Source organism: Streptacidiphilus fuscans (genome assembly GCF_015690355.1).
Taxonomy (GTDB): domain Bacteria; phylum Actinomycetota; class Actinomycetes; order Streptomycetales; family Streptomycetaceae; genus Streptacidiphilus; species Streptacidiphilus fuscans.
Map to the genome: position 1 here is coordinate 1 of NZ_JADPRT010000015.1, position 14,284 is coordinate 14,284.

13 protein-coding genes are annotated in these 14,284 nt (G+C 72.7%); 4 read left to right on the forward strand and 9 right to left on the reverse strand.

The window, feature by feature from the left end; translation table 11 throughout:
- Positions 1 to 120: 120 nt before the first annotated feature.
- Positions 121 to 576, reverse strand: coding sequence for a nitroreductase family deazaflavin-dependent oxidoreductase (locus I2501_RS29225; RefSeq protein WP_236047489.1), 456 nt, complete (start codon positions 574 to 576; stop codon positions 121 to 123).
- 11 nt (positions 577 to 587) lie between these two features.
- Complete coding sequence (locus tag I2501_RS29230; protein ID WP_196197298.1) at positions 588 to 1,796, reverse strand: acyl-CoA dehydrogenase family protein; 1,209 nt, start codon at positions 1,794 to 1,796, stop codon at positions 588 to 590.
- Between the two features lie 127 nt (positions 1,797 to 1,923).
- On the opposite strand from I2501_RS29230, the gene I2501_RS29235 reads away from it, so the two are divergent.
- Complete coding sequence (locus I2501_RS29235) at positions 1,924 to 3,168, forward strand: thiolase C-terminal domain-containing protein (RefSeq protein ID WP_196197299.1); 1,245 nt, start codon at positions 1,924 to 1,926, stop codon at positions 3,166 to 3,168.
- Between the two features lie 48 nt (positions 3,169 to 3,216).
- On the opposite strand, the gene I2501_RS29240 is transcribed toward I2501_RS29235, so the two are convergent.
- The 4 genes from I2501_RS29240 to I2501_RS29255 form a co-directional block, all read right to left on the reverse strand.
- Positions 3,217 to 4,173, reverse strand: coding sequence for a beta-ketoacyl-ACP synthase III (locus I2501_RS29240; RefSeq protein WP_196197300.1), 957 nt, complete (start codon positions 4,171 to 4,173; stop codon positions 3,217 to 3,219).
- Positions 4,174 to 4,279: 106 nt separating this feature from the next.
- The gene (locus I2501_RS29245; RefSeq protein ID WP_236047491.1) at positions 4,280 to 5,188 is read right to left on the reverse strand and encodes a L,D-transpeptidase family protein; all 909 of its coding nucleotides are present in this window, start codon (positions 5,186 to 5,188) and stop codon (positions 4,280 to 4,282) included.
- 297 nt (positions 5,189 to 5,485) lie between these two features.
- A complete protein-coding gene (locus tag I2501_RS29250; RefSeq protein WP_196197301.1) occupies positions 5,486 to 5,917 on the reverse strand; it encodes a Zn-ribbon domain-containing OB-fold protein in 432 nt (143 codons plus the stop codon).
- A gap of 33 nt (positions 5,918 to 5,950) precedes the next feature.
- The gene (locus I2501_RS29255) at positions 5,951 to 6,406 is read right to left on the reverse strand and encodes a DoxX family membrane protein (RefSeq protein WP_196197478.1); all 456 of its coding nucleotides are present in this window, start codon (positions 6,404 to 6,406) and stop codon (positions 5,951 to 5,953) included.
- Positions 6,407 to 6,564: 158 nt separating this feature from the next.
- On the opposite strand from I2501_RS29255, the gene I2501_RS29260 reads away from it, so the two are divergent.
- The 3 genes from I2501_RS29260 (at position 6,565) to I2501_RS29270 (ending at position 10,256) form a co-directional block, all read left to right on the forward strand.
- Positions 6,565 to 8,733 carry an acetate--CoA ligase family protein gene (locus I2501_RS29260; protein ID WP_196197302.1) on the forward strand — a complete coding sequence of 723 codons (2,169 nt, stop codon included), beginning with the start codon at positions 6,565 to 6,567 and terminating at the stop codon, positions 8,731 to 8,733.
- 20 nt (positions 8,734 to 8,753) lie between these two features.
- The gene (locus I2501_RS29265) at positions 8,754 to 9,560 is read left to right on the forward strand and encodes an enoyl-CoA hydratase/isomerase family protein (protein WP_196197479.1); all 807 of its coding nucleotides are present in this window, start codon (positions 8,754 to 8,756) and stop codon (positions 9,558 to 9,560) included.
- 78 nt (positions 9,561 to 9,638) lie between these two features.
- On the forward strand, positions 9,639 to 10,256 hold the full coding sequence (locus tag I2501_RS29270) for a flavin reductase family protein (protein WP_196197303.1): 618 nt from the start codon (positions 9,639 to 9,641) through the stop codon (positions 10,254 to 10,256).
- 206 nt (positions 10,257 to 10,462) lie between these two features.
- On the opposite strand, the gene I2501_RS29275 is transcribed toward I2501_RS29270, so the two are convergent.
- From I2501_RS29275 to I2501_RS29285, 3 genes are read right to left on the reverse strand one after another with little or no spacing between them, the layout of a single operon-like run.
- Complete coding sequence (locus tag I2501_RS29275) at positions 10,463 to 11,530, reverse strand: Zn-dependent alcohol dehydrogenase (RefSeq protein ID WP_196197304.1); 1,068 nt, start codon at positions 11,528 to 11,530, stop codon at positions 10,463 to 10,465.
- 34 nt (positions 11,531 to 11,564) lie between these two features.
- Complete coding sequence (locus I2501_RS29280; RefSeq protein WP_196197305.1) at positions 11,565 to 13,076, reverse strand: aldehyde dehydrogenase family protein; 1,512 nt, start codon at positions 13,074 to 13,076, stop codon at positions 11,565 to 11,567.
- Between the two features lie 37 nt (positions 13,077 to 13,113).
- Positions 13,114 to 14,283: an acyl-CoA dehydrogenase family protein gene (locus I2501_RS29285; protein ID WP_196197306.1), complete on the reverse strand. Its 1,170-nt coding sequence runs from the start codon at positions 14,281 to 14,283 to the stop codon at positions 13,114 to 13,116.
- Position 14,284: the final 1 nt, after the last annotated feature.

Sequence of the window (14,284 nt, forward strand, 5' to 3'; positions counted from 1 at the left end):
GCGGGGAACTGCGCGAGTAACCACCCTGTGCGGATGGCCCTGCACGTTGAGGACCATCCGCATGCCGGTGGTTTGTCGCGCAGTTCCCCGCGCCCCTAGGTAGTGCAACGGACCCTCTGCTCAATCCCCTCTGGGTTCCAGCTGAAAAACCCGGATCTGCCGCTCCACCCGTGCTTGGTACTGCGCGTACGGCGGCCACATCCGCAGCAGCGCCGACCACGCCGCCTCCCGCTCGTCGCCCTCCAGCATGCGGGCGCGGACCGCGCTGGTGCGACCCCGGTGCTCGACAGTGGCCTCCGCGTCCGCCAGCAGGTTTCCCGTCCAGGCCGGGTGGGACGTGCGTCCGAAATTGCTGCCGACCACGAGGAACGTCCCGTCCTCGCGCGGCATGCACGCGAGTGGCGTGGTCCGCGGTTCGCCGCTCTTCCGGCCCGTCGTCGTCAGGAACAACGACGGGAGCATCCACTGACTCAGCATGAACTTGCCGCCGCTCAGCCGGTGCACCGCCTTGTCGAGGCGGGGGACGATGCTGGGGGCGATCTTCGCGAAGGTCGGTGTCGCCGAGACCTTCTGCATCAGGGTCTCCATCACCTCGGCTCGCCTCCCGCCAGGACGCCCGCCAGTTCCGCCGCCCGCGCGCGCAGCAGATGCGGTGGGCCGAAGAGCAGTTCGTCGGCTGCCGCGCGCTTGAAGTACAGGTGCGCGTCGTGTTCCCAGGTGATGGCGATGCCGCCGTGCAGCTGGATCGCCTCCGCCGCCGCGACCCGCTGCGCCGTCAGCGCGTGGGCGAGGGCGAGCAGCGCGGGGACGGGTTGGTCGGGGCCCGCCCACGCGGCGTAGAGCATCGCGCTGCGGGCGGTCTCGACCGCGACGTAGACGTCGGCCAGCCGATGCTTGACGGCCTGGAACGAGCCGATCGCGCGCCCGAACTGCTGCCTGACCTGCACGTATTCGACGGTCCTCGCCAGCGCCTGCGCCGCCGCGCCCACCGCCTCCGCAGCGACGGCGATCGCCGCCTCGCGGCCGAGCCGGGTCAGCGCGGGGCCCACGTCCACGGTCGGGTCGCCGAGTGGCTGTGCCGGCACGTCGCGGAGTTCGACGCGGCCGACGCTGCGGGTCTGGTCGATGCCCGCGCTGCGTTCGCGATGGACGCCGGGGGTGTCGGCCGGGACGACGAAGAGCACCGTCCGGCTGCGCGGGAAGCCGCCGGTGTGCGCCGCGACGACCAGCAGGTCCGCGCGGGCGCCGTCCAGCGCGTACTCGGCCTCGCCGTAGAGGGACCAGGAGCCGTCCTCGGCGGACGGCACGGGCTTGGCCTGGACGCCGCCCGCGCGTCCGCCGCCCGAGGGGACGTCCCCGGGCAGGGGCGCGGTGCGCGGGTCCGGCGCCAGGCCGAGGGCCAGCGCGGGGGTTCCGGGCAGGACCAGCGCGGCGGTCTGCGCGCCGGAGGCGAGCGCGGGCAGCAGCGCGTCGCGCTGCTCCTCCGTGCCGCAGGCGGTGATCGCTCCCGCCGCCAGCACCGAGCTGGCCAGCAGCGGCGAGGAGAGCAGCACCCGACCTGCCTCCTCGCAGGCGAGCGCCAGCTCGACCCGGCCCAGCCCGGTGCCGCCATGGCGCTCGGGCAGGGCCAGCCCGGCCAGGCCGAGTTGCTCGGCGAGGCGTTTCCACAGTTCCACGTCGTAGCCGAGGGACGACGCCGCCGCGACGCGGACCTCGTCCGGCCCGGCCTGCTTGGCGAGGGCGTCGCGCAGGGCGCGGGCTATCTCGTCCTGTTCCTGGGTGAGTGCGGGATCCATGCCGCCTCCTGGCCTCGGGGCAAGGGCTGAGCGTGCCGGAACGGATAACTGACGGATCGTCATCCTAGGAGCAGGCACCCGGGACGCACAGGGGCGCGGGCCAGAAATCTGATGTATCGTCAGATCTATGACTGCTGCTGCTCCCAGCGCTCCGCGGCCGGGTCGACTCGGCCATCCCGTCCCCGACGACGCGCCGCTCGGCGGCGGGCGACGCAGGCGGGTGGCGGTCGTCGGCGTCGCCCTGAGCGACTGCGGGCGGGTCGACGAGCTGACGCCCTATCAACTCCACGCGCAGGCGGCACGTCGGGCGTTGGCCGACTCCGGGTTGTCCAAGGACGTGATCGACGGGGTGGCCTCGGCGGGGCTCGGGATCCTCGCGCCGGTCGAGGTCTCCGAGTACCTCGGCTTGCGGCCCACCTGGACCGACTCCACCTCGGTCGGCGGCTCCACCTGGGAGGTCATGGCCGCGCACGCCGCCGACGCGATCGCGGCGGGGCACGCCAACGCGGTGCTGCTGGTCTACGGGTCCACGGCGCGCGCCGACCTCAAGGCACGGCGGCGGACGGCGGGGATCGCGCTCGGCGCGCGCGGCCCGCTGCAGTTCGAGGCGCCCTACGGGCACACGCTGATCGCCAAGTACGCGATGGCGGCCCGCCGCCACATGCACGAGTACGGCACCACGCTGGAGCAGTTGGCGGGCGTCGCCGTCCAGGCCCGCGCCAACGCGGCGGCCAACCCGGACGCGATGTACCGGGACCCGATCACCGTCGACGAGGTGCTGGCCGGGCCGATGATGGCCGACCCGTTCACCAAGCTGCACTGCTGCATCCGCTCGGACGGCGGCTGCGCGGTGCTGCTCGCCGCAGAGGACTACGTCCCGGACACGGTGCACGACCCGGTCTGGGTGCTGGGCACGGGCGAGTACCTGAGCCACAGCGCGATGTCGGAGTGGGAGGACTTCACCGTCTCCCCCACCGCGCACTCCGGCCGGCTCGCCTACGAGCGGGCCGGGGTGACGCCGGACGACATCGACCTGACCGAGCTCTACGACGCCTTCACCTACATGCCGTTGGTGGCACTCGAGGACCTCGGCTTCTGCGCCAAGGGCGAGGGCGGCGCCTTCGTCGACGCCAAGCCGGGCCGCCTGCTCCGCGACGGCGAGCTGCCCACCAACACCGACGGCGGCGGCCTCTCGGCCTGCCACCCTGGCATGCGCGGCCTCTTCCTGATCGTCGAGGCGGTCCGCCAACTCCGCCACGAGTACGCCACCACCGCCCCCGACCGCCAAGTCCCGAACCACCCACGACTCGCCCTGGTCAGCGGCACCGGCGGCTGGTTCTGCAGCTCGGGCACGCTGATCCTGGGGCGGTAGCGGCAGCAGCGCACGGGCCCACACCGCCGCCAGCACCGCGCTCCGCGCTCAGGGGCAGCGGATCACCTGGCCGGCGTAGGCCAGGCCGCCGCCGAAGCCGAAGAGGAGGACCGGGGCGCCGGAGGGGATCTCGCCGCGTTCGACGAGCTTGGAGAGGGCGAGCGGGACGGAGGCCGCCGAGGTGTTGCCGGATTCAACGACGTCGCGGGCGACGACCGCGTCCGGGGAGAGGCCGAGGCGGCTCGCGATGGCGTCGATGATGCGCAGGTTGGCCTGGTGCGGGACGAAGGCGGCGAGCTCGTCCGGGCGGACGCCCGCGCGTTCGCAGGCCTGGCGGGCGATCGGGGCGATCTGGGTGGTCGCCCAGCGGAAGACGGCCTGGCCCTGCTGGCTGATGGTCGGGTCCCAGCCGTCGATCCGGACCGCGTCGCCTCGGGTGGGGTCCGAGCCCCAGACGACCGGGCCGACGCCCGGGGCCGTTCCGGCGTCGGTGTCGGTCGCCTCAAGGACGGCCGCGCCCGCGCCGTCCGCGAAGATCACGCAGGTGCTGCGGTCGGTCCAGTCGACGGTGTCGGACATCTTCTCCGCGCCGATCACCAGCGCGCGGCGCGCGGCTCCGGCGCGGAGCGCGTGGTCGGCGGTGGCCAGGGCGTAGGAGAAGCCGGAGCAGACCGTGTTGACGTCGAACGCCGCCGGAGCGGGGATGCCGAGGCGGGCCGCGACCTGGGCGGCCGTGTTGGGGCTGCGGTCCTTGGCCGTGCAGGTGGCGACCACGACCAGGTCGACCGAGACGGCGTCGAAGCCGCTGGCGGCCAGCGCCTTGTCGGCGGCGCGGGTGGCCAGGTCGGCCACGGTCTCGTCGGGGGCGGCGATGTGGCGGGTGCGGATCCCGACGCGCGAGGTGATCCACTCGTCGTTGGTCTCCACCATGGCGGCGAGGTCGTCGTTGGTGAGCACCTTGGACGGCTGGTAGTGCCCCAGCGCGACGATGCGAGATCCGTTCATGCAACCACTCAAGCCGGTTACCGACGGGTCTCCGAAGAGGCTGCGAACAGGATCGACGTGTCGCAGCTGTAGATCCCGGACAAATTGCTTGGGATCGCTGGGCGCGCTACTGCGCCAGCGAGGCCGCGTCGCCCATCACGATGACCGGGTGCTTGCCCGGGTCCAGGTCCCGGAGCAGTATCGCCATGTCCGGCTTGGCGAGCGCGACGCAGCCGTGCGTGGGGCCGCCGTGGTCGACGTGGACCCAGATGCCGCCGCCGCGCGAGGCGCCCATCGGGCGCTCGGGGCTGAGCGGCGAGGTGCCGGGGACGTGGTTGTAGTTGATCGCGACCACGTAGTCGAACGCGTCGGCCAGCGACTCGCCCTCGAAGCCGGTGCCCGGGGACGTGAACGCCGTGGAGTGCAGGTAGGGCAGCTTGGTGCCGGGGTTCGCGTCCAGGCCGCCGGCGTCGGTCAGGCTGAAGACGCCGATCGGGCTGTGCAGGTCGCCCGCGTGGTGGTCGGTGGTCCAGCCGTCCAGGGCGTTGCGGGCGGGCCAGGTCGGGCCGGGGAGCCAGCTGCCGTCGGCGGCACGGGTGTAGAGCACCGCCGTGCCCGTGTTCTGGTTCCTGCCCTTGCCGGTGACCAGCAGGACCTGCTGCGCGTCGGCGGGGATCTGGCCGAGGAACCCCTGTCCGAGGCCCGGCAGTTGCCGCAGCTCGGACGCGGGCGCTGCGCGGTCGACGGAGCGGGAGGCGTCGCCCTGACCCGTCCGCGCGGGCACCGGCGCAGCGCTCGCTGCTGCCTGCGCGTCAGCGCTGTCCGTGTGGTGGGGGTGCATCAGACCGGCCACCGCCATCACCGCGACCGCCGCGACCGATCCCACGCCGAGGAAGCTCGTGCGCCGCAGCCGCTTGCGCCGGGCCTGGGCTCGGGCCGCCGCACGGGCCTGGGCGCGCGTGGGACGCGGAGCGTCCTCGGACGCCTGGGCGGCGGCCTGGTACGACGCGGAGCCGGTTCGTAGGTGGCTGGACATAGAGGGGATCCTCGCAGGTGATCGACGTGACGCGGACCGTGGAGCCGCCCTGCAGCCACCCTTCGGGTCGTCCGCCGGCGCCCTTGTGCCCCGGCATCACCCTCGCCACGCTACCCCCATCGAGTGATCACCCTCGGCAGCGGCATGCGGCGGTCGGCCCGTTTTTGACCCCGGATCAGCCGACCGCCCGTCCGTCCCCTCGACCGCTGACGCACCGTCCACCGGGCTGGATGGCGGACGGTGTCCGTCCGCACACACATCACCCGATGTGTCTAAGTTCACAGGTGGTACTCAGGTTCACGCCGGGCGGAAGACAGGCACCTTGGGACCCGGCTGACCGTCAGCGGCGAACGCCTCGAAGGCGACCAGAAGCGACATACCGACCTGAAGCCGCGTCGGTTCGCAGTCGACCAGCGTGGTCATCATCCGCGGACCCTCCGCCAGGTCGACCACCGCGGCGACATACGGAACCCGCTCGCGGAACGGCGGCAGGTCGTTGGCGTGGACGACGGACCAGGTGTAGAGCGTGGCCCGCCCGGAGGCGGGCTCCCAGCGGACGTCCTCGCTCCAGCAGTGCGGGCAGAACTCGCGCGGATAGTGGTGCGCCCGACCGCAGGCAGCGCAGCGGCGCAGCAGCAGTTGCCCCGGCGAGGCCGCGGCAGCGTCCCAGTACGGCTGCGTGAAGGCGTCGGGTTCCGGCAGGTCGGTGCGGTGGGGCGCGGTCGTCACGGTGTCAGCTCCCGGAGAACGATGAGTAGGGGGTCACGCGCCGAAGAGGTGCAGGACGCGGTCGAGCGACCAGCACTGCCAGCTCATCGCCAGCAGGCAGACCAGGGAGACCAGCGCCATCATCAGGTTCTGCCCCTGCTCGGCCCAGTCGTGGATCATCAGCACGAAGTAGAGGAGGTTGAGCAGCAGTCCGCAGGCCAGGGCGATCGGACTGAGCAGTCCGACGGTCAGCCCGAGGCCCAGCGCCAGCTCCGCGAAGACGACGACGTAGGCCATCGCCTTGGGCCTGGGCGCGACGATCCGGTCGAAGGACGAGCGGACGAACGGCCAACGGTGGCGCGAGGCGACGTCCTTGGCCCAGTCGATGCCGGTGGAGCGCTGCAGCCAGCCCTTCTTGTCCTTGTGCCGCCAGCTCTCCAGCCACCACAGCCCGAGGCCGATGCGGAGCACCGCGAACCACTGCCCGGCCGACAACCCGTACGTGTGCACCGTCTGCACCCGAAGTCACCCCTTGCGAGCTTCCGGCCAGGATTACTGACGCTCCGTCAGTTCTCTGGCCCCGGACTCTTCCTGCGACGCTCCCCCGACAGTAATCTGATGGTACGTCAGATTCTCTTGCCCGCCCACAGTCAGGATCGGAGGCAGCCATGCGGGACCCGGACATCGACACCGGCGCCGACACCGACGTGAGCGGCCGGCCCCTGCGCCCGCGAACGGTCGACCTGGACCGCTTCTTCCGCCCCACCTCCGTCGCCGTCATCGGCGCCTCGGACACACCGGGCCGCCCCAACACCGGGATCACCCGGCAGTTGCGCGCCTGGTCGGAGCGGGTCGGCGCACGGATGCACGCGGTCAACCCCGGCCGGGAGACGGTCGACGGACTGCCCTGCTACCCCGACCTCGCGTCCATCCCGTCCGAGCCCGGCGAGGACCCGATCGACCTGGCGGTGATCCTGCTGGCCGACCCGGCCGCGGTGGTGCCGCAGTTGGTCGAGGCCAAGGTGCGGTTCGCGGTCGCTTTCGCGTCCGGCTTCGCCGAGACCGGCGAGGAGGGCCGGGCGGCCCAGCGCCGCCTGGAACAGCTGATCGCGGACGCGCCCACGGGCCTTCGGCTGCTCGGCCCGAACACCAACCTCAACGCCTTCGAGCGGTTCCGCGACGACCTGAGCGGCCCGGCCATCGCGCTGATCACCCAGAGCGGCCACCAGGGCCGTCCCCTCTTCACCCTCCAGGAGCTCGGCATCCGACTGAGCCACTGGGCGCCGACCGGCAACGAGGCCGACCTCGAAGTCGCCGACTTCGTCCAGTGGTTCGCCGACCAGCCGGAGATCGGCGCGATCGCCGCCTACATCGAGGGCATCAAGGACGGCCGCGGCTTCCTGCTCGCCGCCGACCACGCGGCCCGGCGCGGCGTCCCGGTGGTCGCGGTCAAGGTCGGCCGCACCGACGAGGGCGCGCGGATGGCGCAGTCCCACACCGGCAAACTGACCGGCGCGGACGACGTGGTGGACGCGGCGTTCAAGCAGTACGGCGTGATCCGGGTGGACGGACTGGACGAACTCCAGGACACCGCAGCCCTGTTGGCGCGGGCCAAGCCGCCGACGGCACCGGGCGTCGTCGTCTACTCCATCTCCGGCGGCACCGGCGCGCACCTGGCGGACATGGCCTCGGCGGCCGGGCTCACCCTGCCGCAGCTCGGCCAGGCCAAGCAGGACGAACTGCACCAGTGGATCCCCGAGTACCTGAGCGTGGCCAACCCCGTCGACAACGGCGGCCACCCGGTGGGCGACTGGCGCGGCCGGAAGATCCTCGACGCGATCCTGGCCGACCCCGACGTGGGCGTGCTGATCTGCCCGATCACCGGCCCCTTCCCGCCGATGAGCGACAAGCTGGCGCAGGATTTGGTCGAGGTCGCCGAGACGACGGACAAGCTGGTCTGCGTCATCTGGGGCTCCCCGCTCGGGACCGAGGAGGCGTACCGGACCACGCTGCTGGGCTCGTCCCGGGTCGCGGTGTTCCGTACCTTCGGCAACTGCGTCAAGGCGGTTGCCGCCTACCTCAGGCACCACGAGTTCGTCAGCGACTACCACTCCCCCTTCGACGCCGCGCCGCGCGAGTCGTGCGCGGGCAAGGCGAAGGCGCAGCGGGTGCTGAAGCCGGGCGAGCAGCTCAGCGAGTTCGCCGCCAAGCAGCTGCTGCGCGCCTACGGCATCCGGGTGCCGCGCGAGCAGCTGGTCAACAGCGCGGCGGGCGCGGTGCGGGCGGCCGGGGTGGTCGGCTATCCGGTGGTGCTCAAGGGATCCGCGCCCGGGGTCGCCCACAAGACCGAGCTCGGGCTGGTCAAGGTCGGTCTCACCAGCGCCAGTCAGGTCCGCGACGCGTTCCGCGAGCTGACCGACAACGCGCGGGCGGCCGGGATACCCCGGCTGGACGGGGTGCTGGTCTGCCAGATGGTCGGCGCGGGCGTGGAGATGGTCGTCGGCATGGGCCGGGACGTCACCTTCGGCCCGACGGTGACGGTGGGCATGGGCGGCGTCTTCGTCGAGGTGCTGCGCGACACCGCCGTCCGGGTCCCACCCTTCGGCCCCGCCGACGTCCACGCGATGCTGCGTGAACTGCGCTGCTGGCCCCTGCTGGAGGGGGTGCGCGGACTGCCGCCGATGGACGTCGACGCGCTGGTGGACGTCGTGCTGCGGGTGCAGCGGATGGCGCTGGAGCTCGGCGACGACCTGGGCGAACTCGACATCAACCCGCTGGTGGTGCTGGAACGGGGCAAGGGAGCGGTGGCCTTGGACGCCTTGGCGGTGTGCCGGTGAGCGGGTTGCCGCTGAACGAGCTGCCGGTGAGCGAGCTGCTGGTGGAGTCGGCGGGCGCGGTGCGGCGGTTGACGCTGAACCGGCCCGACGCGCTGAACGCGATCACCGCGACGATGCGGGAGCGGCTGATCGCCGAGCTGGAGGCGGCGTCCGCCGATCCGGCGGTGCGGGTGGTCGTGCTGACCGGAGCCGGGCGGGCGTTCTGCTCCGGCGCGGACCTGAGCGGCGGCGCTGGCGGCGCGGGCGGCTCGACCGGTGAGCGGGTGGCCGGGGGCGTGGCGCGGATGCTGCGGCGCGGCGTGCAGCGGATGGTCGCCGCCGTGCTGGACTGCGAGAAGCCGGTGCTCTGCGCGCTCAACGGCGTGGCGGCGGGGGTGGGCGCGCAACTCGCGCTCGCCTGCGACCTGGTCGTCGCGGCGGAGAACGCGTCGCTGTTGCAGGTCTTCGCGCGGCGCGGGTTGGTACCGGACGGCGGCGCGGCGTATCTGCTGGCGCGGCTGGTCGGGCCGCAGCGGGCGAAGGAGCTGCTCTTCTTCGGGGACAAGGTGCGGGCGACGGAGGCCGAACGGCTTGGCCTGGTCAACCGGGTGGTGCCTGCGGAGGAGCTGGAGAAGACCGTGACCGAGTGGGCCGAGCGCTTGGCCGCCGGACCGACGCGGGCGTTCGCGCTGACCAAGGCGCTGGTCAACGCCTCGCTGGACGCCGACCGCGCGACGGCCTTCGCGGCGGAGGCGGTCGCGCAGGAGATCAACATGACGACGGCCGACGCCCAGGAGGGCGTGCGGGCGTTCGTCGAACGGCGGGACGCCCGGTTCGAGGGGCGTTGACCCCTCCTTTCCTGGTTCTCCTGAGGGAGCGACGCTCCGTCAGCTCTACTGGCAGTACCGGACACCCGGAGGATTCCCATGGGGCACGAAGGCATGGCGGTGGCGGCGGTCCGCTACCTGCGGGAGACCGGCGCGCCCCTGAGCGCCGGTCCGATGGCGACCCCGCTGCACGCGGTGGTCGAGGGCGAACCCGAGCTGGAGGCCGACGCCCGCGCGATGCGCGAGGCGCTCGGCCACTTCGCCACCGGCATCACCGTCATCACGGCAACGGCGGAGGACGGGTCACCGGTCGGCTTCGCCTGCCAGTCCTTCGCCTCGCTGTCGCTGGACCCGCCACTGGTCTGCTTCAACGTGGCACGCACGTCGTCGAGTTGGCCACGCATCGCGAAGGCGGGCGCGTTCTGCGTCAACGTGCTGGCGCATGACCAGCACGAGTTGTGCCGGTCCTTCGCGGTCAGCGCGTCGACGGGCGCGGACAAGTTCGCCGGCGTGGGGTGGGAGCGGTCCGCGGCGACGGGGTCGCCACGGCTGGACGGGGCGTTGGCGTGGGTCGACTGCACGGTGCATGCGGTGCACACCGGTGGCGACCATTTGATCGTGCTGGGCCGGGTGCGCGAGCTGGCGGCACCGCGGGGCGGGGAGGCCGGGCCGCTGGTGTTCTATCGCAGTGCGTTCCGGCTCCTTCAGGACGACTGACACGCTGTAGTTGCACTACTTAGGGGCGCGGGGAACTGCGCGACAATCCCCCTGGCCTTCGGCCGGGAGGTGCCCCCATCCGGCATGCGGATGGTCCTCAACGAGCAGGGCCATCCGCACAGGGTGGTTGCTCGCGCCCACGCGGCGGAGCCGCACATCAGCAGAGCCTCGCGCCCCTGGATAGTGCAACGTCCCATGTCAGCCGATCAGAACGTCAGCACCGCCCGCGCCACTCCGCCCGTGTGCGTCGCCTCTGCCGCCTCCTCGAACGACTCGACGGGGAACGTGCACGTCACCAACTCGTCGAGCAGCAGCCGGCCCGCGCCGTACAGCTGCGCGTAACGCGCGATGTCGCGCTGCGGTCGGGACGACCCGTAGCGGCAGCCCAGGATGGACTTGTCCAGGAACAGTTCCGCCGGGCGGAACTGCGCCTCGGCCTCGACGCCGGGCATGCCCAGCAGGACCGCCTGACCGTGGCGGTCGATCATGTCGATGGCCTGCCGGGTCAGCGCGGTCGGACCCACGCACTCGAAGGCGTGGTCGACGCCGTACGGGACCAGCGCGCGGACCGCCGCCACCGTGTCGTCCACCGCGCGCGCGTCGACGAAGTCCGTCGCGCCGAAGGTACGGGCGATGGACTCCTTCTCCGCCACCGCGTCGATCGCGATGATCCGTGAGGCGCCCGCGATCCGCGCGCCCTGGATGACGTTGAGGCCGATGCCGCCGCAGCCGATCACCGCGACGGTGTCGCCGATCTCCACCTTGGCGCGGTTCAGCACCGCGCCCACACCCGTGAGCACGCCGCAGCCGATCAGCGCCGCCGAGGTGAACGGGATGCCCCGGTCGATCGGCACCACCTGGACCGCCTTGACCACCGTCCGCTCCGCGAAGACGGACGTGGAGGCGAAGTTGTAGAGCGGCTGCCCGTCGCGGGTGAAGGGCTTGCCGGGCATGCCGATCGCCTTGCGGCACATGGTCGGCCGACCGCGTCCGCACTCGCGGCAGGTGCCGCAGCTGGCCAGGGTGGAGAGGGCGACGTGGTCGCCCGGCTGGACGTGGGCCACCCCCTCGCCGACGGACTCGACGGTGCCCGCGCCCTCGTGCCCGAGGACCACCGGGACGGGGAACGGGATGGTCCCGTCGATCACGGACAGGTCACTGTGGCACAGGCCCGCCGCCGCGATCCTCACCATGACCTCGCCCGGGCCCGGCTCACGCACCGTCAGGTCGTCCACCACCTGCGGGGCCTTGCCGTCGAAGATGACGCCTTTCATGGTGCCTTCCCTTCCTCCTGAACGGGTCCGCCGCTCAGGACTGCCAGACGACGGCCTGCTGCTCGCTGTAGGCGTGGAGGCCGTAGGAGCCTCCGTCGCGGCCGACCCCGCTCTGCTTGAAGCCGCCGAACGGCGTCTCCGGGTGGCGCTGCGCGGTGTTGATGCCGACGTTGCCGGTGCGCAGCCGGGCGGCCAGCGTGTAGGCGCGGGCGGCGTCGGCGGTGAAGATGTAGTCGTAGAGGCCGTACTCGGTGGAGTTGGCGATGGTGATCGCCTCCTCCTCGTCGTCGAACGGGATCACCACGACGACCGGGCCGAAGACCTCCTCGCGGGCGATGGTCATCTCCGGTGTCACGTCGGCCAGCAGGGTCGGCGCGACGAAGAAGCCGGTGCCCGGCAGGTCGGCCGCGTCGGCGGTGCGCTCCTTGCGGGTACCGCCGGTGACCAGGCGCGCGCCCTCGCCGATCGCGCCCGCGATGTAGCCCTCGACGCGGTCGCGGTGGACCGCCGAGACGACCGGGCCGACCACCGTCTTCGGGGACAGCGGGTCGCCGACCGGCAGCCGCGCGGCGAACTGCGCCAGCCCGGCCACCAGTTCGTCGTAGCGGGAGCGGTGGACCAGCGCGCGGGTGGGCGCGGTGCAGATCTGGCCGGAGTGGAAGGCCCAGGTCGAGCCGATGGCCATGACCGCCTTGCCGAGGTCGGCATCCTCCAGCAAGATGGCCGCGCCTTTGCCGCCCAGCTCCATCAGCAACCGCTTCATGGTCGCGCCGCCGTCGGTGGCGATCCGGCGGCCGACGGTGGTCGAGCCGGTGAAGCTGATCATGTCGACGTCGGGCGAGGCGACGAGCGCCGCGCCGGCGGCCGAGCCCGAGTCCGTGACCACGTTGAAGATCCCGGCGGGCGCGCCCGCGTCCAGGAAGATCTCGCCCAACTTGAGGCAGGCCAGCGGGTCCTGGGGCGCGGGCTTGGCGACGACGGTGTTGCCCATCGCCAGCGCGGGCGCGAGCTTCCCGGCCAGGTTGACGATCGGGAAGTTGTAGGAGGTGATGCAGCCGACCACGCCGACGGGACGCCGCGCGGCGGCGGCATTGGTCAGCCCGCCCGCGGCGAGCGGGGTCGCCGCTACGGGATGCGCGGGGAAGGAGTCGACGGTCGGCTCCAGCGCGCCGCGCGCGTAGCGGCGGAACCGGTCCGCGACGACCGGCAGTTGCATAGTCGAGGCGACGCGGATGGTCGCGCCGGTCTCGGCCTGGAGCAGGGGCACGAACTCCTCGGCGCGCTCCGTCACCAGGTCGGCGATCCGCTCCAGCAGGGCCGCGCGGGCGGCGGGCGAGGTGGCGGCCCAGTGCTTCTGCGCCCGCCGCGCGGCGGCGATCGCGGCGGCGACGTCCGAGGCGGACGCCTCGGGTGCGTGGCCGACCAGGGACTCGGTGCCGGGGTTGATGACCGGGTACGTCCCGTCGCCGCCCTCGCGCCAGGTGTTGTCGATGAAGAGCCGGTGCGTGTCGGGATGGTGCGCTTCCTGCTTGTGCGCAGTGGTCATGCGGAGCACGTCCTTACCGGAGTGGAGGGGAGCCGGGTCAGCCTCGGGGCAGTCCGAGGACGCGCTCGGCGATGATGTTCCGCTGGATCTGGTCGCTGCCGCCGTAGATGGTGTCGGCGCGGGAGAAGAGCAGCGTGTGCTGGGCGGACGTGAGCGGGTAGCCGTCGACTTGGTGGGCCCGGCCGCCCGCGAACGCGCCCGGCAGGCCCTGGACCTGGACGGCCAGCTCGCCGAGCCGCTGGTGCCAGTTGGCCCACACCAGCTTGGCGACCGCCGCCGTGGCCGGCTCGGCGGTACCGAGAGTCCGCAGCGCGTTGGCCCGCATCACCTGGAGGTCCGCCCACTGGCGGGTCAGCGCCTCACGCAGCACCGGATCCCTGTCGGCGCCGGTCAGCGCCGCGGCGCGGAGGACCGCGTCCAGCTCGCGGGCGTAGCCGATCTGACGGCCCAGCATGCCCGCGCCGCGCTCGAAGGAGAGCAGCGTCATGGCGATCCGCCAGCCGTCGCCGACCGCGCCGAGCACGTCGACGGCGCGAGCCTGATCGAAGAAGACCTCGCTGAACTCGCTGACACCGTTGAGCTGTCGGATCGGGCGGACCTCGATCCGCGCGCCGTTCGGACCGGGCTGGTCCATCGGGAGCAGCAGCAGGCTGAGCCCGGCGTGACGCTGCGAACCCGGCTCGGTCCGGGCCAGCACGAAGCACCAGTCCGCCCACTGCGACAGCGAGGTCCAGGTCTTCTGTCCGCTGACCAGCCAGTCCCCCGACCCGTCCTCGGCCGGGACGGCGGAGGTGCGGACACCCGCCAGGTCGGAGCCGGCGTCCGGTTCGCTGTAGCCCTGGCACCAGATCGTCCCGCCCGAGGCGATGCCCGGCAGGTAGCGCTCACGCTGCTCCGCCGTGCCGTGCGCCAGCAGCGTCGGAGCGAGCAGCTGCTCGCCCACGATGCCGAGCGGGTCCGGGGCCTGGGCCCGCGCGTACTCCTCGAACCAGACGACCTGCCGGGTCAGGCTGTCGTCGGGCCAGCCCAGGCCGATCCAGCCGCCCGCGCCCAGCTCCCGCTCCCAGGCCCGCCGCCGCTCGGCGTCCTCGGGGACCTTGGCCCCGCGCAGGTCGGAGAAGGCGCCGCCTGCGCCGAGCCGTGCTTCCAGCCACTCCCTCGCCCGTGCGCGGAACTCCTCGTCCGCGGCGTCGAATGCGAAATCCATC

Coding starts and splice junctions, on each gene's coding strand:
- I2501_RS29285 (WP_196197306.1), bottom strand. CDS start 14,283: ATGGATTTCGCATTCGACGCCGCGGACGAGGAGTTCCGCGCACGGGCG.
- I2501_RS29270 (WP_196197303.1), top strand. CDS start 9,639: ATGGGGCACGAAGGCATGGCGGTGGCGGCGGTCCGCTACCTGCGGGAG.
- I2501_RS29240 (WP_196197300.1), bottom strand. CDS start 4,173: ATGAACGGATCTCGCATCGTCGCGCTGGGGCACTACCAGCCGTCCAAG.
- I2501_RS29225 (WP_236047489.1), bottom strand. CDS start 576: ATGCAGAAGGTCTCGGCGACACCGACCTTCGCGAAGATCGCCCCCAGC.
- I2501_RS29260 (WP_196197302.1), top strand. CDS start 6,565: ATGCGGGACCCGGACATCGACACCGGCGCCGACACCGACGTGAGCGGC.
- I2501_RS29275 (WP_196197304.1), bottom strand. CDS start 11,530: ATGAAAGGCGTCATCTTCGACGGCAAGGCCCCGCAGGTGGTGGACGAC.
- I2501_RS29245 (WP_236047491.1), bottom strand. CDS start 5,188: ATGTCCAGCCACCTACGAACCGGCTCCGCGTCGTACCAGGCCGCCGCC.
- I2501_RS29235 (WP_196197299.1), top strand. CDS start 1,924: ATGACTGCTGCTGCTCCCAGCGCTCCGCGGCCGGGTCGACTCGGCCAT.
- I2501_RS29230 (WP_196197298.1), bottom strand. CDS start 1,796: ATGGATCCCGCACTCACCCAGGAACAGGACGAGATAGCCCGCGCCCTG.
- I2501_RS29280 (WP_196197305.1), bottom strand. CDS start 13,076: ATGACCACTGCGCACAAGCAGGAAGCGCACCATCCCGACACGCACCGG.